This window comes from Bacillus sp. FSL K6-1003, assembly GCF_037964945.1.
In the GTDB taxonomy this organism is placed as follows: Bacteria; Bacillota; Bacilli; order Bacillales; family Bacillaceae; genus Bacillus; species Bacillus mojavensis.
On sequence record NZ_CP150176.1, the window covers coordinates 3,634,375 to 3,653,988 of the forward strand.

The following is a 19,614-nucleotide window of genomic DNA, read 5'->3' on the forward strand; positions in this document are numbered from 1 at the left end:
TCCCGCTGTTCGGGCACAATATCTACTACTACGGAAAGGAGTGCCGGGATGAAGGTATTTTTCGTGATTCTCATTATTGTCATCATACTATTGGCTTTAATCCTGCTGGATATCTTTATAGGCCGCGCCGCTTACAGAAAGAAAGCGTACGAGCCTGTTTTTTCAAAAAAGAAAAGTGATATCGAATTAATTCACTGCGGCGCTGACCTTGTTGAACGGATGATGCAAGATATACGCGATGCCGTCTCTTCTGTTCACGTGATGTTTTTCATTATGAAAAACGATGAGGTCAGCCACAATATGTTTACACTGCTGAAAACAAAAGCCCAGGCCGGTGTTTCGGTTTATTTGCTTCTGGATTGGTCGGGCAGCCAAAAAATTAAAAAACCGGCACTGGAGACGATGAAAAACGCCGGCGTTCACGTTCATTTTCTGAACCGGCCTCGTTTCCCTTATTTCTTTTTTCATATACAAAAACGAAATCACCGGAAAATTGCTGTGATAGACGGAAAAGTCGGCTATGTCGGCGGGTTTAACATTGGTGAGGAATACCTTGGCAAGAAGGCGAAGTTCGGCAATTGGGAGGATTATCATCTGCGTATGACGGGCGAAGGTGTCCGCGATCTGCAAACGCTTTTTACAGCCGACCTGAAACGAAATACCGGATCAGCCGAACTCGGTCCGGATGTTTGGCCCGAACTTCCGCAAGGGAATATCCCTCATAAGATTTATGCGACTGACGGCTATGCTCTTGAAAAAACGTATTTGGCAAATATCGCAAGGGCGAAAAAGCGTATTACGATTTGCACGCCTTATTATATTCCGACTAAACCGCTTCAGAAGGCTTTGGTCAAAGCAAGAAAAAACGGTGTGGACGTTACGTTGATTGTGCCCATGAAATCTGATCACCCTCTGGTCAGAGAAGCTGCTTTTACATATTATTCGGAGCTGCTTGATGCCGGCTGTCTCATCTACCGTTTTTACCAAGGGTTTTATCATGTGAAAGCCTTGATCATTGACGATCACTTCAGCATGATCGGCACAGCCAATTTTGATCAGCGAAGCCTGTTTTTAAATGAAGAGGTAAACGTTGAAATCGATGATGCTGCATTTACAAAAGAAGTCTATGCCACGATTGAAGAGGATATTAAAAAGTCGGACCTGCTAACAACAGAAAATTTCAAAAAGCGCACGTTCAGGCAGCGCCCGGCGGAATGGCTCGGTAAAGCATTATCTTATTTTTTATAAAGGAGAGTTCCTATGATTTTCAGATTCGGGTTCGTCTCAAATGCGATGAGCCTTTGGGATGCGTCTCCCGCCAAAACACTGACATTCGCCCGTTATTCAAAGCTGCCCGAGGATGAGAGAAAAGAAGCCCTTTTGGCTGCGACAAAAGCTAACTTGCGCAATACAATGAGAACCCTTCACTACATCATCGGCCACGATATTCCATTGTACCGTTTTTCCAGCTCAATTGTGCCGCTGGCCACTCATCCTGACGTAATGTGGGACTTTGTGACGCCATTTCGCAAGGAGTTCCGTGAGATTGGGGAGCTTGTGAAAAAATACAATTTGCGCACAAGCTTTCATCCTAACCAATTTACCCTGTTTACGAGCCCTAAGGAATCTATTACAAAAAATGCAGTAACCGATATGGCTTATCACTACCGCATGCTTGAAGCAATGGGGATTGCAGACCGCTCGATTATCAACATCCATATCGGCGGCGCTTACGGAAACAAAGAAAACGCTCTGAAACAATTTCATCAAAACATAAAACTGCTGCCGGAAGAGATCAAGCAGCGGATGACGCTGGAAAATGACGATAAAACGTATACCACGGAAGAGACGCTTCAGGTCTGTGAGCTAGAGAATGTTCCGTTTGTCTTTGATTTTCACCATTTTTACGCCAACTCGGATGATCATGCAGACCTGAATGAAGCACTTCCGCGGATGATCAACACATGGCAGCGGATCGGATTGCAGCCGAAGGTCCATCTTTCCTCCCCAAAGTCGGAACAAGCGGTGCGCAGCCATGCGGATTATGTAGATGCCAACTTTTTGCTGCCGCTTTTGGAGCGCTTCAGGCAATGGGGAACCAATATTGATTTTATGATCGAGGCGAAACAGAAGGACAAGGCGCTTCTCCGGCTGATGGATGAATTGAGCTCAATCCGCGGCGTGAAACGGATTGGCGGCGGTGCTCTGCAATGGAAAACATAAGTATAAAAAAACAGGTTTACAGTTTGTACACATTGGGAACATACGCTATATAAGACAAGAATCGATGGAGGAGAAAGAACATGAAAAACATCAAGTCTCTAAAGGTAGCCGCACAGGCATTCACTTTAAGAAATTTGATTCATCTTTATAAAATGTGCCATTCCGGAAGCCACGAGGTTTATATTTACTCAAAGAAAACGATGTGCAAAATCAAAAGCTTAATCGAGCTGGAGACATTCCGCATGGCTCATAATGAAAAGGAATATCTGATTGTGGTTGAAGGGACAAAAGCATCTCAGCTGGTTGAAAAGTTTCAGAATATGATTGAGCCCGCTGAGAGAGAAGCGCTCTAACTTACATAAAAAAGGATAGACAGTGATGTCTATCCTTTTCCTTATGCTCGTTTATGATGGAGCTGCGCCGCCTGTCCAAATCGTTTCATATCGGTAAACCCAGCTTTGTTTCAGTATTTTGTTCATGAAACAGCGGGATGCCGCTCCCTAATACAACGGGAATAACAGTGATGTTAAAATCGTCGATGGCGTCCTCTTTCAAAGGTGTTAAGCGGCCGTGAATGCCTGACGTCTTCGCTGATAAGCGTCACGTGTTCATCATGATAGTGTCGGACGTTCCCGTAAAACGCAGCATGTTTTATCCCCGTACGGAATATTGGGTGTAAGGATTTTAATATGTTCATACGTGCTCCGTCCTAATATGACAGTATCAACGGTAATAAAATTCACTGTACCCGTTATCACCCTTGCCTCCTATTGCTGCACCATCTCTCCAAACTGTGCTTGATGCAGTCTGCTGTAAATACCGCCGGCTTCGATCAGTTCCTGATGCCGCCCCTGTTCCTCGATACCGTTTTTTGTCACGACGACAATTCTGTCCGCGTGTTTGATCGTCGCCAGTCTGTGGGCGATCACCAGCGTCGTGCGCCCCGCCGACAATTCTTGAAGCGCCTTTTGGATCGCCGCTTCTGTTTCTGTATCAAGAGCAGAAGTTGCTTCATCGAGAATCAGGATAGATGGATTTTTCAAGAACATCCTCGCAATTGAAAGGCGCTGCTTTTGCCCGCCGGAAAGCTTTACGCCGCGCTCTCCGATGACGGTGTCCAATCCATCCGGCATGTTATTGACGAGTTCTTCTAAGTGAGCCTGCTTTACAGCTTGCCAGATTTCCTCTTCTGATGCGCCCAAACGGCCATATGCAATATTCTCTCTCAGTGTGCCCGAGAATAAGAAAACGTCCTGCTGCACAACGCCAATCTGCCCGCGCAAGGAAGACAGCGTCATGTCTTGAATGCTGACGCCATCAATGGTAATGTCACCCTCCGATGCTTCATAAAAGCGCGGAAGCAGACTGCAAAGCGTTGATTTCCCCGCTCCGGACGGTCCGACAAACGCTACCGTTTCCCCCGCCCGTATGGTCAGGTTAATGTCATGAAGGACATGTTGATTCTCATCATAGCCAAACGAAACATGCTGATAGCAAATATCGCCTTTCAGCCCGGAAACGTCTCTCGCCTCAGGAGAATCCTGAATATCCGGCTCTGTCTCCATCAGCTCCATGTAGCTTTTAAAGCCGGCAATTCCCCTCGGATACATTTCAATAATGGCGTTAATTTTGTCAATCGGCCGAAACAGGACATTAGTTAACAGCACAAACGCTACAAATTCTCCGTATGACAAGGAGCCGCGAATCACAAACCATGTTCCGCATAAGAGGACAAACAGCGTGACAAACCGTGTCAGCATATAGCTGATGGAACCGTTTTTCGCCATGATTTTATAGGATGACAGCTTAGTGATCCGGAACCGCTGATTGTTGACAGCAAAGCGCTCTTTTTCAAACGATTCATTGCCGAACGCCTGAACGAGCCGGATGCCGCCGATATTATTTTCTACCCGCGCGCTGAAGTCTCCGATATCCTTGTTCAGCGTCGTAAACGCTTTGGTCATTTTTTTGTTGAAGTAAAGCGCCAGCCAAATGACAATCGGCATGATAATAAACGTCAGCAATGCCAGCTGCCAGTTAATAAACAGCATAACCCCGAACGCCCCGAGAATCGTCATAATGGCGATGAACAAATCTTCTGGACCGTGATGGGCGACTTCGCCGATGTACATTAAATCGTTCGTCAGCTTCGACATTAACGTTCCCGTCTTGTTGTTGTCGTAAAATTTGAAGGACAGCTTTTGCAGATGGTCAAAAAGCGATTTTCTCATATCGGTTTCGATATTGATTCCGAGCATATGCCCCCAATACGTGACGACATATTGGAGAGCCGAACTGAGCGCGTAAACGACAAACAATCCGATTGAGGTCGCGATGATCAGGCCCCAGTCTCTCCCCGGAAGCAAGGTATCAATGAAATAGTTGACGATCAAAGGAAAACTCAGCTCCATTAAGCCTCCTGCAATCGCCGAGAAAAAGTCGAGAAAGAACAATGTTTTATATGGTTTATAATACGCAAAAAATTGCCGCAGCACTCTATCTTCCCCCAATGCATCAATAACTGATAAGATTTCTCAATTATACTATACACGGGCTGCATGAAAAGACAGTATTACTTTTTTCTTACAGAACGCTTGAAAAGAGTCGGGCAACTGACTCCTTTGTCCGATCAGCCATTCCTCTTTTATAAAAACCGACAGGACTAAGTTTCTCACTTTCCATCATATCCTCTTCGAAATGGTCTTCCAGGGTGCGGATTGCTTCGGCATCCGTGAAGAAAACATTCACCTCAAAATTGAGCTGAAAGCTGCGCATATCCATGTTTGCGGTTCCGACTGAGGCGATATCGCCGTCAATGATTATCACTTTTTGATGCATGAAGCCTTTTTGATATGAATATACCTCAATCCCCTCCAGAAGCAGCTCAGGGAAATACGATCTCGACGCGTATTGCGTTAAAAAGCTGTCATTCGTCTCCGGCACCATAATCCGCACCTGGACCCCTTTTGTCGCCGCGGCTTTCAAAGCCGTGCGGATGGATTCATTTGGGACAAAATAAGGTGTGGCAATCCACACAGATTTCTGCGCTGTAGAGATCATTTCATAGTAGAGGTCACTCATGCTCTCCTTCATGTCAGGCCCTGTCGCGACGATTTGATAAATGCCTCCTCCCTCCACGGGAACTGGCGTATTGTATTCTTTTTGATCAATTAACACTTCATTAGAGACATATTCCCAATCCAGCATAAAGATGGCGTGAAGCGTTTGCACAATTTCTCCTTCCAGCCGCAGATGAGTGTCTCTCCAAAAACCGATGCCCGGGTCTCTGCTGATATATTCCTTCCCGACATTCAATCCGCCGACAAAGCCGATTTTCCCATCTATGATCACGATTTTACGGTGATTTCGAAAATTTAATTTCTGATTGAAGAACCCGTTTTTCAGCGGAGAAAAAGGAATGATGTCCACACCTGCTTTTCTCATTTTCATAATATCTCTACTTGCCAATTTGATGCTGCCCGCAGCGTCATACAAAAAACGCACCTCGACACCCTGACGCGCCTTCTCCATCATAATCTCCATCATGCCGCGGCCAAGCATGTCCGATTTGAACATATAGTATTCGATATGCAGATAAGATTTTGCTTTCCGCATTGCTTTGAAAATATCAGGAAAGGTTTCTTCCCCGTTTTTCAAAACCTTTACCTTGCTTTTCGTGTTGATATTCATATGTGAAGCCCTGATGGAATAGGTAAAAAACCTTTCTTGATTGTCCTTCAATCCGGTCACTTCAGGCGTTTCCTCCATGTCAAACTGCTTTCGAAGCTTCTCCCTGTTGTACATTCGTTTTGTTTTAAACAGCTTTCCTTTTACATACAGCTGTCCGGAAAACAGATAAAACATGTAGCCCGCGATCGGAAAAAAGACAAGAATATGTATCCATAACAGCGTGTGCTGTGATGTTCGGTTTTCAAGGATTAACGAATAAATGCTGAACAAAATAATACCGGCATAGCAAAGCAATCCTCCGTAAAACTCAAGTCTGGAAACCGGAAAAACCCATATGATGTATGCCCCAATGAGCATGATATATAAAAAGAAAAACTCCAGTCTCCTTTTCAGCATTTGTCCCCTCTCCAATCCGATCCGATTACCTTCGTATTTCCTCTTATTTCTAACCTTTAAACCTTTCTATGAAAAAAGCCTCTCCGCACACGGGGCGGAAAGGCTTATGATGATGCTTCCTGTGATTGGCCGGGTGTGATGTTCTGGAGCAAAGCCGGATTGAGGGAGTAGCTGCTTTTGATTTTATTTTTGAAGAAGCTGACGATCAGGCCCGTGACCGCAATCGACACTAAAGAGAAGAGCCCTTTCAGCAATCCGACGGATAAAATGCCGACCAGCACTACGCCAAAATCGAAGAGGAAATTAACCGTACCCGGATTCCAGCCATAGCGCTTTTGCAGAAATAAAGCGAGAATATTAGCGCCGCCAAGGGATGCCTGATGATAAAACATGAGCGACAGGCCGAACCCAATCAATGCTCCGCCGCAAATCGCGCCGGCAAACGGTGAAAAAGAGACAGACGGCAGCCAGTGATCAATGCTTGTAAACAGAGTCAGCGCTGTGACTGCAAATGCAGTGGATAGGGTGAATTTGATGCCCATTCTGATGAGGGAAAATACATAAAACGGGATGTTGATCAGAAAGAAGATTATGGCAAACGAGGAGTGAGACAAGTATGTCAGGCTTAGTGACAGTCCGGCTGTCCCGCCGGTTAATACGTGAGAATGTCTGAGTGTCAGGACCCCGGCGCCTGTCATAAGACAAGCAGTGAAAATGAGTAACATCCGCTTCATTCTTCACTCTCCTTTTTCACATGTTATGTCCAAATACAAACATAACAGGATTCCTGTCTGCCCAGCCATTACCTTGGCAGAAAATATCTTATGTTTTTATTCTTTCACCAAACGATTTATCATAAAAAATCCCCCTCTTTGAGGGGGGATTTTTACAAGCGTTTCCGATACACGACATAGCTTCGTGTCAAATACTTGAGCGGCAGACTGAACACGTGAACCAATCTCGTAAACGGCCACAGGATAAAAACGATGTATCCTATCATGATATGAAGCTTAAACCATAGGGGGACACTCTCCATCAAGGAGGCGTCAGGCCTGAACAAAAAGATCTCCCTGAACCACGGCCCGATTGTTGTCCGATAATCAAATCCTCTCGAATCAATATTGAGAAACGTGGCGGCAACGCCTGTCAACATCATGAACAGCAGCAGGATGAGAATAAGGATATCCGATGGCGAACTGGTTTTGCGGATTCTTTTGTCAAACAGCCTTCTGTACGTCAGAATGAAAAGTCCGGTACATGCCGCAACCCCCGCCGGCAGGCCTGCGCCAATCGCCATTTTGTGATAAACATGCTCTGAAATGCCAATGGAGGTGTACAAGGCTTCCGGCATCAGAATTCCCATGAGATGCCCGCCGATAACGCTCAGCATGCCCCAGTGAAAAAGTATGCTGCCCGCCGCGAGTTTTTTCTTTTCTAACAGCTCGCTTGATTTCGCCGTCCAGCCAAATTGGTCATGCTGGTAGCGGTAAATATGGCCGCCGATAAAGATCGTCAAAACAATGTATGGCATTACGCCCCACAGGATCTGCCCGCTCATGCCTGAACAGCCCCTTCAACGCTTTCACACACGCCGATGTTTTCCAGCGCGGCCAGCAGCACGTGCAGCAGCTCCGCATATATGCTCTCATTTTTTTCGAGGCGGGATGCCAGTTCCCTCACATTGGAGCTATATTTCTCAAACACGCTTCTCGCTGCTTCCATCTCCGCAACCGCTGCAAATTCCAGCATAAGCGGCAGGTAATCAGGCAGCTCTTTGTCAGTCTGCAGGAAGCCTGATTGCTGGTATGTGTTTTTTAAATGCAGCAATTCAACGCCGCGTTCTCTTTGCTCACCTGAATGAAAGTAAGTGACGTACATATTCGTTTTTTTCCCGAAGTCAAACGTATAGACATAGTGGTCAATCAGCGCTTCTGGTGAAAAACAGGCTAACGCCTCTAAAAAGCGCAGCAGCTTCTCACGGATTTGCCGATTGCCAATTTCATGAATCAGAGCCTTCCAATCGGGAAGCTCAGCTTTCCACTCTTCATCCGGATACGAAAGAAGACAGGAAAGAGCAGAGAATGCGATTTGCCGATCTGTGGTGTTCATCTGTTTACACCTCATTTATCAAAAGTTAGAAACAAGAGCCCGGGCCTCCGGAAAATGATAAGCCGCAGCTCCCTTGTTCAGTGTATAAATCAGAAATGTTTTCACGGTGGCTGCTCGGAATCACAAAGCGGTCATCATATTTGGCGATCGCAAGCAGCCGATACATGTCTTCAATTTGCTGTGCTGTTAAGCCGACGCTGGAGATCAGTGCCGGGTCGATGGATTTATTCGTCTGGACCGATCTCATATACTGGCGCATGACAGACATTTTCTTTAATGTCGACCGAATATGATCTGTATCACCTGCCGTTAATAGCTGCGCCAAATACTCAATCGGAATTCTCATTTGGTCAATAGCCGGAAAAATGTCTTCCGCTGTTTGCCGGCTTCCCTCTCCTTCAAAGACATTCATGATCGGGCTCAAAGGTGGAATGTACCAAACCATCGGCAGCGTACGGTACTCAGGATGAAGCGGCAGCGCAATCTTCCATTCGATGATCATCTTATAAATGGGCGATTGCTGTGCAGCCTCTATCCATTCTGTCGGGATGCCCTGTTCTTTTGCTTGTTTAGCAACCTCGGGATCATTCGGATCAAGAAACACTTCTAATTGAGAATGATAGAGATCCTTTTCATTTTCAGCAGATGCCGCTTCCTCCACCTTATCCGCGTCATACAGCATGACGCCCAAATAACGGATTCTCCCCACGCATGTCTCAGAGCAGATGGTCGGCAGTCCCGCCTCCAAACGCGGAAAGCAGAGGGTGCATTTTTCGGCTTTGTTCGTTTGCCAGTTAAAATACACTTTTTTATAAGGGCAGGATGAAACACAGTATCTCCATGAACGGCATGCGTTTTGATCCACGAGTACAATACCGTCTTCCTCCCGTTTGTACATGGCACCGGACGGACAAGAGGACACGCACGCCGGGTTGATGCAATGCTCGCAGATACGCGGAAGATACATCATAAAAACTTCATCGAATTCCGTTTTAATAGACTCCTCCATCTTTTGAACGTTTGGATCTTCAAGCCCCGTAATGTGGCCGCCCGCCAGATCATCCTCCCAGTTCGGCCCCCATTCAATATTCATAAAATCTCCCGTCAGCGACGATTTTGGCCGCACTACAGGCTGGTGTTTTTTCTGCGGACTGTTAGTCAGCGTTTCATAATCATAGTTCCAAGGCTCGTAGTAATCATCAATGGTTGGCTGATTCGGATTATAGAAAAGATTTGCAAGGCGGTTGGTTTTCGGGCCTGATTTCAGCTCGAGCTTTCCTTTTTTTAAGGTCCAGCCGCCTTTATATTTGTCCTGATCCTCCCATTGCTTCGGGTAGCCGATACCCGGCTTTGTTTCTACATTATTGAAATACATATATTCGGCACCGGAACGGTTTGTCCATGTGTTTTTGCAGGTTACGCTGCACGTGTGGCAGCCGATGCATTTATCTAAGTTCATGACCATTCCGATTTGCGCTTTAATCTTCAAGCCAATCGACCTCCTTCAGCTTGCGGATGACCACATTCAGATCACGCTGATTCCCCGTAGGTCCGTAGTAGTTAAAGCCGTAGCTGAGCTGGGCGTAACCGCCGATCATCTGTGTCGGCTTGACGTGAATTCTTGTCGGACTGTTATGGGTGCCTCCGCGGTTATTGGTCAGTTTTGTGCCGGGCACGTTGATATGGCGGTCTTGGGCATGATGCATAAACGCCATTCCTTTTGGTATCCGGTGAGACAGCACCGCTCTCGCTACGACAACCCCATTTCGGTTAAAGCATTCAATCCAATCGTTGTCTTTGATATCCGCATCCCCCGCATCATCTTTATTCATCCATACCGTAGGCCCGCCACGAAATAGCGTAAGCATCGGCAAGGAATCAAAATACATGCTGTGGACAGACCATTTGTTATGCGGCGTCAAATAATTGAGGACAATTTCTTTGCCCTCTTGATCAGGCCGCTTGCTTAGAAACGGACGATGCTGGAGGATCGGTTTAAAGGTCGCCATCGTTTCCCCGAATTCCATCATCAGTTCATGATCGACATAATAGGACTGTCTGCCTGTCAGCGTACGCCAAGGAATCAATTTTTCCACATTTGTCGTAAACGGCGAATACCTGCGCCCGCCTTTTTCTGAGCCGGTAAATGCCGGAGATGTGATGACCGTTTTCGGCTGGGCTGTAATTTGTTCAAACGTAAAGCATTCTTCCTCCCGTTCTTCCGCCAGGTCTTTCAGCTCCAGGTTTGTGATGTTTTCAAGTGATTCCCATGCTTTCACGGCAACTTTCCCATTAGAAGTGGACGATAGGGTTAAAATCGCTTCTGCCGCCTGCTTTGCTTCACCTATATTCGGACACCCCTTTGCAACGCTGTCCGAGGTGATTTCTCCCAATCTCTTTTTGAGTGATTCATATTCATCGGCTATCGACCAGCTCATGCCTTTTGTTTCGCTCGGTTTTAAGGCGGCGTTTGGGCCGAGCGCAGTCATTTTATGATAAATTTGCTTGTAGTCCCTTTCAACGACTTGAATGTTCGGCATCGTTTTCCCCGGGACGGCTTCACATTCGCCTTTGCTCCAGTCATTGATTTTGCCGAACGGCTGGGCCAATTCCTGCATGGTGTCGTGAAGGAGCGGCGTCGCGACTACTTCTTTCACCGGGTCCATATCGACTTCTTCTGCCAGATCAGAAACGGCTTTAGACAGCGCCTTGAAAATATCCCAGTCTGACTTCGATTCCCACGGAGCTGAGATCGCCGGAGCAAAAGGATGAATGAACGGGTGCATATCGGTGCTGCTGAGATCGTGTTTTTCATACCATGTCGCCGCTGGAAGCACGATATCAGAATACAGCGCGGTACCGGCCATTCGGAAATCAAGATTGATTAACAAATCGAGCTTTCCTTCCGGAGCCTGCTCGCGCCATTTGATTTCTTCAGGACGGATGCTGTCGCTGTCGTCATTCATCAAGCCGTTCGTCGTTCCCAAGAGATGCTTGAGAAAATATTCATGTCCTTTTCCCGAACTGGAAATAAGATTCGCTCTCCACACGAACAGGTTTCTCGGAAAATTCGCTTCATTGTCAGGATCTTCAATGGCGAATTTCAGCTTTTTCTCTTGAAGCTGTGAGGCCACGTACGCACCAACGTCTTCAGGTGTTGTTGCCCCCGCTTTTTCAGCTTCTTTGTACAGGTCAATTCCGTTTTTATCAAATGTCGGATAAGACGGAAGCCATCCGAGTCTTGCCGCCAGCACATTGTAGTCAGCGTGATGCTTGTAGCGGGATGACCCAGCGATCGGTGATGCCAAGTCACTGACCGGCTGATCCTCGTAGCGCCACTGGTCAGTGGCAAAGTAGAAAAATGAGGTGCCGTTTTGCAGCTTGGGCACGCCCTCCCAGTCCTTTGCATTTGCAATTGTCTGCCAGCCTTCAGCAGGGCGGAGTTTTTCCTGACCCACATAATGAGCCCAGCCTCCGCCGTTAACACCTTGGGCGCCTACCAGTAATACGAGATTTAATACTGCCCGGTAGATCGTGTCAGAGTTGAACCAGTGGTTGATCCCCGCACCTACAATAATCATGGAACGGCCCTCTGTATCGATCGCATTTTGGGCAAACTCTCTGGCTATCTTAATGACGGCTTCTTTTTTGATCCCTGTCACCTGCTCCTGCCAGGCTGGCGTAAACGGTTCAGGATCGTCATACGAGCAGGCTGATTTCTCCCCGATCCCCCGATTCACGCTGTAGTTAGCCAAAATCAAGTCAAACACGGTTGTGACATACACATCTTCATTGTCCCTGGCCAGCTTTTTAATAGGCAGGTCTCGCTCAAGCACTCTGTTTCCCTCATGTGAGAAATAAGGGATTCGAACCGTGCCGATCTCGTCCTCTATGCCGTGCACTGAGAGCCGAGGTTCAATCGGTTCGCCTGTTTCTTCATCTATCATGTGCAGGTTCCATTTCTTTTGGCCGTCCCAGCGGGAGCCCATTGTTCCTTGCGGGATCGCGAATGCGCTTGTACGTTCATTCCACACCGCAGGCTTCCACTGATCATGCCCCGTCTGCCGCCCGATGTCCTTTGCATGAAGAAAACGCCCGGCCGTATACACGCCATCCTCTTTAGTTAGAGTGACAAAGAACGGGAGATCCGTGTATTGCTTTGCGTACTCTATGAAACGCTCTGTCTTCTGATTAACGTAAAACTCCTGCAGGATCACATGCCCCATCGCCATCGCAAGCGCGCCGTCTGTTCCCTGGCGAATGCTCAGCCAGTCATCCGCAAATGTTGAGGATTCCGCGAAATCCGGGCTGATTGAGATGACTTTTGCCCCTTTATAGCGGGCTTCTGCCAAAAAGTGCGCATCAGGCGTCCTTGTGAGAGGGACATTGGAGCCCCATGTGATGATATAGCCTGAGTTGTACCAATCACTGCTTTCCGGGACGTCTGTCTGATCGCCCCAGATTTGCGGGGATGCCGGCGGAAGATCCGCATACCAATCATAGAAACTGAGCATAGGGCCGCCAATCAAAGACATAAACCGCGAGCCTGATGCGTGGCTGATCATGGACATGGCCGGAATCGGGGAAAAGCCGACATTCCGGTCAGGCCCGTATTTCATGACTGTATAGAGCAGAGAGGCCGAAATCAGCTTCAGTACCTCCTGCCATTCAGCGCGCACAAAACCGCCTTTTCCCCGCGCCTGTTTATAGGACTTCGCTTTATCCGGATTTTCAACAATCGATTTCCATGCTTCCAAAGGGTTTTGATGAGCCTGCAATGCTTCCCGCCACAAATTGATCAGCACACCGCGTACGTATGGGTATTTCACACGGAGCGGGCTGTAGATATACCATGAAAAACTGGCCCCTCGCGGACAGCCTCTCGGTTCGAAATCAGGCATATCCGGGCCGGTTGACGGATAATTCAGGTTTTGCCCTTCCCACGTGACGATGCCGTTTTTCACGTATATATTCCAGCTGCAGGACCCTGTGCAGTTGACGCCGTGGGTGGAGCGGACAACCTTATCGTACTGCCATCTGTTTCTGTATACATTCTCCCAATCACGATCTTCATAGGTTGTTTGACTATGTTTATTTGATTGATGCTCAATAGGAGAGAAATAGTTTAATCTCCTAAACAACGGACTCATTTTCTTTTTTTTCATGAATATTTCACTCCTTCCGAGTCAGGTATTCTAAGTTCACTATATACAGAGGCAGGATATTTCCTTGTGAACTATGTCACACACTCCCCTTTTTTCACAGAAAGTTCACATGAAGAAGAAGGAATGGATAGACTGATCAAAAAACCCGACTCCTTTTAGGAATCGGGTTCAGCGTTTTCATCCTGAGATCTATGCAGATAACGCAAAAACAGCTCATAAGAGAAAAAGACATTTTGCTGGAGCATCACCAGAAAATTCATCTGCAGCTTCGGGCAATAGGACATGATTTTTTTTAATATGTAAAAAGGGATATTGAGCATAAGAATGTCTTCGGATGTGCGGACTGAAATGAATGGAGATAAGAACAGCCCGCCTTTTTGATCGACGGGAAACACATCGCCTTTTTCCCACAGCGCAACGGTTTGCGACCCTTCAGGGAGCCTACTGTCAATAAAACGTATACTGCCTTTTAATACAATATAAATGGATTGAGAATGGAGAAAAGATGGATCCTGATCACATGACCCGCGGATAAACGTCCCGTTATTCAGCAATGTTTCGACAATGGGTAGAGGCACTTCATTAAACATAGGAAGTTGTTTCAAAAAAAATAAATAGTCACACTGATTCATAGGGAAGCCTCCTGTGCTAAGGATAGCTTTAGTGTAGCCCGGCCGATCCATGACAGCAGTGATGTATTTCACAGATGAAATGATGAATGTCACATATTGTCGGTATTGTCGCTTTTATAATGAAGCAAGAAAGGAGTGTTTCGATGAAGGCGCTTATTCCGAAGCAGCACGGCGCTTGGGCCATGCTGCTCATTCCATTTTGCCTCGGTATGGTGAAGGGAGGAGCGGTTCTTTGGCATATTCCCCTATTTTTAGGCTGGCTGTTTCTTTATTTGGCTGTTTATCCTGTTACGCTGGCATTAAAAAAGAAACAAATCAACGCCTATCAAAAGTGGATATTTTATTACAGTGTTCCAGCCTGCAGCTTTTTGCTTGCCGCTGTCATCCATAAGCCGTCTTTTATCTGGCTTGCCTTTTCTTTGCTTCCGCTGTTTCTCATTCATGTGTATTATGCCCGGCGAAAAAATGAACGAGTGCTGCTGAATGATTTTGCGGGCGTCTTTTTCTTTTGTGCAGGAGGATTCGCCAGCTGCTGGCTAGGGACGGAAACCCTTAACGGCTGGGCATGGTTTATTTTTGCACAATCTGCTTTGTTTTTTATCGGAAGTTCATTTTATGTGAAGTCGGTGATCCGGGAGAAGAATAATAGAGGATTTGCCTACTGGTCGTGGGTCTATCACCTGCTCCTCCCCTTACTTTCCGCAGCTTTCGGCGCGGGCTGGGCCGTTCTCGCCTTTATCCCCAGCAGTTTGCGTGCTTGGTTTTTTCACGGAAAGAAGTGGCCTGTTCAAACGATCGGCATTCTTGAAATCGTCAATGCGTGCTTCTTTTTCGCCATCATGTGCATTTGGCTAACAAGATAAAAACAAGGACATATTGCTGTCCTTGTTTCCACTTAATCAATATTGCAAATCTCTAACGGGCAATGTTCGCACTCAATCTCACACCGTAAATAGTCCCGCTGATGCAGTACAATCTTTCCGGATTCCTCTATTGAAATAACCCCTTGTTTGCGGAGATCACCCAGCATGCGGTTGACGCTCTCTCTTGCCGCCGCGCAAAATTTCGCCAAATCCTGGTTTGTCAGGGCAATGTTAATGAGAATGCCGTCACTCCGGTTCACTCCATAGCTGTTTGACAAGCGGATGAGGGTGGAATAGAGTGCCCCTTTTTTGCCATGAAGAAGAAGGTCTCTGATTTTGGATTGAATTTTGCGCAAATGGGTGCTCATCCATTTCATAAATTCAAATGTCAAAGCACCATTGTGGATTAGTTCCTTTTCAAGTCTGCCTTTATTGATGACAAGCACTTCGCCATCCTCCAGCACTTTTGCACTGAGCATATATCTCGGTTCTTCTGTGAAAAGTGTTAATTCACCGACAATATCATTTTTTTGGCAGATTCTAAGTGTCAGGTCTTTGCCGTCAGACGTCAGTTTCCCGATTTCAATGAGTCCTGACTGAATCAGATAAAGCTCTTCTGCATCCATTCCTTCTCGAAACAGGTATGTGTGTTTTTCGATTTTTCTTTTTGTGCTGATGGATTCCAGCAATTGATGAAGATCACTGGAAATAAGATCCTTATCAGATGTTCGAACAGAGAGAAAGTTCATGAGTTCACCTCGAAGAAAAGTCACGTTGTGTATCTATTGTAACGTGAAATCATTTGCGCTTTTCAGAAAAAACTTACAATCTCGTGAATTCCCCAATCGCCGGCCGCCCGTCAGTTTACGCTGTGCCCGCTTCTCTCTGTATGTGTTTTCATTCTTTCCTGCCAATACATCCATATGACAATGACAAAGCTTGCTAACGCGACTTCCGAAAGCGCCATAAATCCGATGGCGTATTGTCCCGTCGCCTGAAATACACTCGCTAGGATCAGCGGAGGGAAAAAACCGCCTAATCCGCCCATGGCAGACACAACTCCGTTGGCAATTCCCGCTTGTTTAGAAAAATAGAAAGGAACCAGTTTAAAAACCGTCCCGTTTCCAATCCCTGAGCACACCGCAACCGTTAACGCCCCAAAGGCATAAATGCCGATCGTCGGCGAAAACGAAAGGATCACGCCCGATAATGTCAGGCCTGCAAAGACAAACATCAGGATGCGGAGCGGACTCACTTTATCAGCCAGCCACCCGCCCGCGGGCCTGAGCAGCGTGGATACAGCAATAAAACCTGCCGTCCGCAGCCCGGCATCCGCAGGACTCAGATCAAACTGTTCAACAAGAAAGTTTGGCAGATAGATTGTAAACGCGACAAAAGCGCCAAACGTAATAAAATAAAAGAGACTCAGAAACCACAGCACATGATTTCGGTAAACAGCTTTGATTTGAGTCTTTACGGACACCTTCACTTTCTTCTCATGCCGGTCACCGAAGAAAAAGTGCAGCAAAGCAAATAAAGCCAAAAGGACCATATACATTTGCACCGTACTTTTCCACCCCGCCGCTTGTGCAATCACGGGAGCTGCAAATGTAGTGATCGCGGTTCCGATATTCCCGGCGCCGTATATACCGTTTACAACGCCATGTTTTTCTTTAGGATAGTACTTCGGAAGAGATGTAACCCCAATGGAAAAAATGGCTCCCCCAATCCCTAAGAAAAAACCGCCCGCGATTAAATCAAACAGAGAATCTGCAATACTGATCCAAAATACAGGGAATAAAAGCAATATAAAGCTGATCATAAAAATGATCCGCGCGCCAAACCTGTTGGTCAAATATCCCAACGGAATGCGGAGAAGCGAACCTAATATAACAGGTATGGCCGTTACCAAGGAGATTTCGCCTTTGCTCAAATGAATATCTAATGTGATTTGGGAGATAAGTGACGAAATCAGCACCCAAACCATAAACCCTGCCACCAAGCTCAATGACTGCAGCGATAATTGAAAGTGTTGACGGTTAATCATTCGGCTTGCCCCTTTCACTGATTCAATAATCAGCCTTATCATACAAAAACTCGGTGAAGAAGTTTGTGAACTATATCACACGATTCTGTAACAAAAAAAGGACAAAGCCCTCTGGCTTTGTCCTTTCAGCTTGATTACATTTTTTCAGGAGCCGATACGCCGATTAATTGAAGCGCGTTGTTCAGCGTGATTTGCGTTGCTTTCATTAAAGCTAAGCGCGCACGGCTTTTCTCTTCGTTTTCAGGGTCGATGACTTTCTCCGCATTATAGAAGCTGTGCAGAGCTGAAGCCAAGTCATAAATATAATTCGTCACACGGTGCGGAATTCGTTTTTCCGCCGCTTCCGCCACTGCCTCTGGGAAGCCGCCGATTGTTTTCAGCAGATCATATTCTTTTTCTGATTGAATAGGGCTGAAATCTAGATCCGCCGCCGGTGTGAGTCCTTGTTCTTCCCCTTGGCGAAGCATGCTGCAAATGCGGGCATGTGCGTATTGCGCATAATACACAGGGTTTTCGTTAGATGTTGATACAGCAAGATCCAAGTCAAAATCCATATGCGTGTCAGCGCTGCGCATCGCGAAGAAATAACGCACGGCATCCAAGCCGACTTCGTCAATCAGGTCGCGCATCGTTACCGCTTTCCCCGTCCGTTTGCTCATTTTCATTTTCTCGCCGTTTTTGTAAAGGTGCACGAGCTGAATGATTTCTACTTCCAACGTTCCTTTTTCATAGCCAAGCGCTTCAATTGCCGCTTTCATACGCGGGATGTAGCCGTGATGGTCGGCGCCCCATACGTTGACCAGCTTATCAAAGCCGCGGTCAAGCTTATCCTTATGGTACGCGATATCAGGAAGCAGGTATGTGTATGTGCCGTCCTTTTTGATCAGTACGCGGTCTTTGTCATCACCGAACGTTGTGGAACGGAACCAAGTCGCACCGTCTTCCTCATAGACATGGCCTTTCTCACGCAACGCGTCCAGCGCCTTATCGATTTTTCCGTTTTGGTACAGTGATGTTTCAGAATACCACACATCAAACGGCACGCGGAAGTTTTCCAAGTCTACGCGAAGCTTTTCCAGCTCGTATTTCAAACCGTACTCACGGAAAAATGCGAGGCGTTCGCTTTCCTCTTCGTTGACGAAACGATCACCGTATTCCTCAGCGAGACGCTTTCCGATTGAAATGATATCCTCGCCGCGATAGCCGTCCTCCGGCATCGGTTTTTCCAATCCGAGCGCTTCAAAGTAACGGACTTCCACAGAAAGCGCCAGGTTATTAATCTGGTTTCCGGCATCGTTAATGTAATATTCGCGGCTCACATCATAACCCGCTTTTGCAAGCACATTGCACAAGGAATCGCCGACAGCCGCACCGCGCGCGTGGCCTAAGTGAAGGTCGCCCGTCGGATTTGCAGATACGAATTCCACTTGAACGCGTTCACCGTTTCCGATGTTTGTTTCTCCATACGCGTCTCCCGCTTCCAGTACAGATGGAATCAGCTTCGTTAAATATTGATTGTCCATATAGAAATTAATAAAACCAGGACCGGCGATATCAAGCTTTTCAATAGAAGCCTTTCCTTTATCAAAAGAAGTGACAATCTCCTCAGCGATTTGGCGCGGCGCTTTTTTTGCGATTCTCGCCAGCTGCATCGCCATATTTGTTGAATAATCGCCGTGTGTTTTATCCTTCGGTGTTTCTAAAACGACGTTAGGAATCTGGCTTTCTTCAGCCAGTCCCGCTTTCAGAACGGCTGCTTTAATTTCCTCTTTCAGCACGTCCTTCATTTGTTCCGCAATGTTCATGCGTGAGTTCCTCCCTCATACGTAATCGTCATATTATGTAAATGCTGCTGCTCGTCTCCGACATGCATATCATATGCGATACTGATACGGCCTTTTTCTTCGCCGAGATCAGATTGAATCGATTTTGTGCTCGTTTTCAGCTCAAGCTCACCAAATGACATTTTATATTTGGCGATTGTGGAAGCTCCAGTTACAAAACGCTGGTTCATTTTGACAGCGCCTGATCTCATGACAAGCACTTCGCCTTCGCTTACTTTCACAATCGTTTTCACTTTGCCTAAGTCGTGTTCTTCATAATAAGATAGATACACTTTATTCTGTTTCACATAGTAAAATCCGGTGGTGCGGAATTCGATCACTTCTTCGTTTCCGTCATCCTCGACTACAGATTTCACATGGATTGTTATCGGTGTCTCTTGCTTCATTCTGACACGTCCTTTTCATCTTTCCACTTTGACTTGAATAGTATAATCATTCGGTTTGTAAACTTCAACTGCTTCTATCTTACCATCATTGCTCATCAGATTTGAAGATAAACCTCAGAAAAAGCAATTCCTTTATAGAAGAGAAAATCATACCACTAATTACCTTGAGGAAATATTACATTTTTCCGAATTCTACCGTTTACAATTCACATTTTCTTCAAAATATATGTATTGAATTGGTAATTTGATAGTTTTAATA

Annotated in this window: 16 protein-coding genes; 4 read left to right on the plus strand and 12 right to left on the minus strand. The window is 46.4% G+C overall.

Features of this window, described 5'->3' with window-relative positions; translation table 11 throughout:
* The first annotated feature begins 48 nt into the window (after positions 1–48).
* The 3 genes from cls (NSU16_RS18555) (at position 49) to NSU16_RS18565 (ending at position 2,576) form a co-directional block, all read left to right on the plus strand.
* Positions 49–1,248, plus strand: a complete 1,200-nt coding sequence (gene cls / locus NSU16_RS18555) for a cardiolipin synthase (protein WP_286059387.1) — start codon at positions 49–51, stop codon at positions 1,246–1,248.
* A 12-nt stretch (positions 1,249–1,260) separates the two neighbouring features.
* A complete protein-coding gene (gene uvsE / locus NSU16_RS18560; protein WP_286059385.1) occupies positions 1,261–2,223 on the plus strand; it encodes a UV DNA damage repair endonuclease UvsE in 963 nt (320 codons plus the stop codon).
* A gap of 80 nt (positions 2,224–2,303) precedes the next feature.
* The gene (locus tag NSU16_RS18565) at positions 2,304–2,576 is read left to right on the plus strand and encodes a hypothetical protein (RefSeq protein ID WP_010332264.1); all 273 of its coding nucleotides are present in this window, start codon (positions 2,304–2,306) and stop codon (positions 2,574–2,576) included.
* 414 nt (positions 2,577–2,990) lie between these two features.
* Here NSU16_RS18565 and NSU16_RS18570 read toward each other — a convergent pair whose 3' ends face one another.
* The 8 genes from NSU16_RS18570 to NSU16_RS18605 form a co-directional block, all read right to left on the minus strand.
* Complete coding sequence (locus NSU16_RS18570; RefSeq protein ID WP_326334202.1) at positions 2,991–4,718, minus strand: ABC transporter ATP-binding protein; 1,728 nt, start codon at positions 4,716–4,718, stop codon at positions 2,991–2,993.
* Between the two features lie 88 nt (positions 4,719–4,806).
* Positions 4,807–6,309: a cardiolipin synthase gene (gene cls / locus NSU16_RS18575; protein WP_339191697.1), complete on the minus strand. Its 1,503-nt coding sequence runs from the start codon at positions 6,307–6,309 to the stop codon at positions 4,807–4,809.
* A gap of 104 nt (positions 6,310–6,413) precedes the next feature.
* Positions 6,414–7,043 carry a YitT family protein gene (locus NSU16_RS18580; RefSeq protein ID WP_339191698.1) on the minus strand — a complete coding sequence of 210 codons (630 nt, stop codon included), beginning with the start codon at positions 7,041–7,043 and terminating at the stop codon, positions 6,414–6,416.
* 152 nt (positions 7,044–7,195) lie between these two features.
* Positions 7,196–7,867, minus strand: coding sequence for a respiratory nitrate reductase subunit gamma (gene narI / locus NSU16_RS18585; RefSeq protein WP_339191699.1), 672 nt, complete (start codon positions 7,865–7,867; stop codon positions 7,196–7,198).
* Positions 7,864–8,418 (minus strand): nitrate reductase molybdenum cofactor assembly chaperone, encoded by a 555-nt coding sequence (narJ, locus tag NSU16_RS18590; protein WP_339191700.1) that lies wholly within the window; start codon positions 8,416–8,418, stop codon positions 7,864–7,866. The genes narI and narJ overlap by 4 nt, the downstream gene beginning before the upstream one ends.
* Positions 8,419–8,443: 25 nt before the next feature.
* Positions 8,444–9,907, minus strand: a complete 1,464-nt coding sequence (gene narH, locus NSU16_RS18595; RefSeq protein ID WP_339191701.1) for a nitrate reductase subunit beta — start codon at positions 9,905–9,907, stop codon at positions 8,444–8,446.
* Entirely contained in the window at positions 9,897–13,583 is a 3,687-nt protein-coding gene (locus NSU16_RS18600; RefSeq protein ID WP_339191702.1) for a nitrate reductase subunit alpha, read from the minus strand. Before NSU16_RS18600 ends, narH begins: the two co-directional genes overlap by 11 nt.
* Before the next feature lie 155 nt (positions 13,584–13,738).
* Complete coding sequence (locus tag NSU16_RS18605; protein ID WP_268446854.1) at positions 13,739–14,215, minus strand: Crp/Fnr family transcriptional regulator; 477 nt, start codon at positions 14,213–14,215, stop codon at positions 13,739–13,741.
* 143 nt (positions 14,216–14,358) lie between these two features.
* On the opposite strand from NSU16_RS18605, the gene NSU16_RS18610 reads away from it, so the two are divergent.
* Positions 14,359–15,078: a YwiC-like family protein gene (locus NSU16_RS18610; RefSeq protein WP_339192723.1), complete on the plus strand. Its 720-nt coding sequence runs from the start codon at positions 14,359–14,361 to the stop codon at positions 15,076–15,078.
* Between the two features lie 32 nt (positions 15,079–15,110).
* On the opposite strand, the gene NSU16_RS18615 is transcribed toward NSU16_RS18610, so the two are convergent.
* The 4 genes from NSU16_RS18615 to NSU16_RS18630 all read right to left on the minus strand — a co-directional run bounded on the left by NSU16_RS18615 (position 15,111) and on the right by NSU16_RS18630 (position 19,355).
* Complete coding sequence (locus NSU16_RS18615) at positions 15,111–15,827, minus strand: Crp/Fnr family transcriptional regulator (protein WP_010332274.1); 717 nt, start codon at positions 15,825–15,827, stop codon at positions 15,111–15,113.
* Positions 15,828–15,937: 110 nt separating this feature from the next.
* A complete protein-coding gene (locus NSU16_RS18620; protein ID WP_339191703.1) occupies positions 15,938–17,125 on the minus strand; it encodes a nitrate/nitrite transporter in 1,188 nt (395 codons plus the stop codon).
* Between the two features lie 134 nt (positions 17,126–17,259).
* Positions 17,260–18,930, minus strand: coding sequence for an arginine--tRNA ligase (argS, locus tag NSU16_RS18625; RefSeq protein WP_168748999.1), 1,671 nt, complete (start codon positions 18,928–18,930; stop codon positions 17,260–17,262).
* The gene (locus NSU16_RS18630) at positions 18,927–19,355 is read right to left on the minus strand and encodes a DUF1934 domain-containing protein (RefSeq protein WP_010332277.1); all 429 of its coding nucleotides are present in this window, start codon (positions 19,353–19,355) and stop codon (positions 18,927–18,929) included. The genes argS and NSU16_RS18630 overlap by 4 nt, the downstream gene beginning before the upstream one ends.
* Positions 19,356–19,614: the final 259 nt, after the last annotated feature.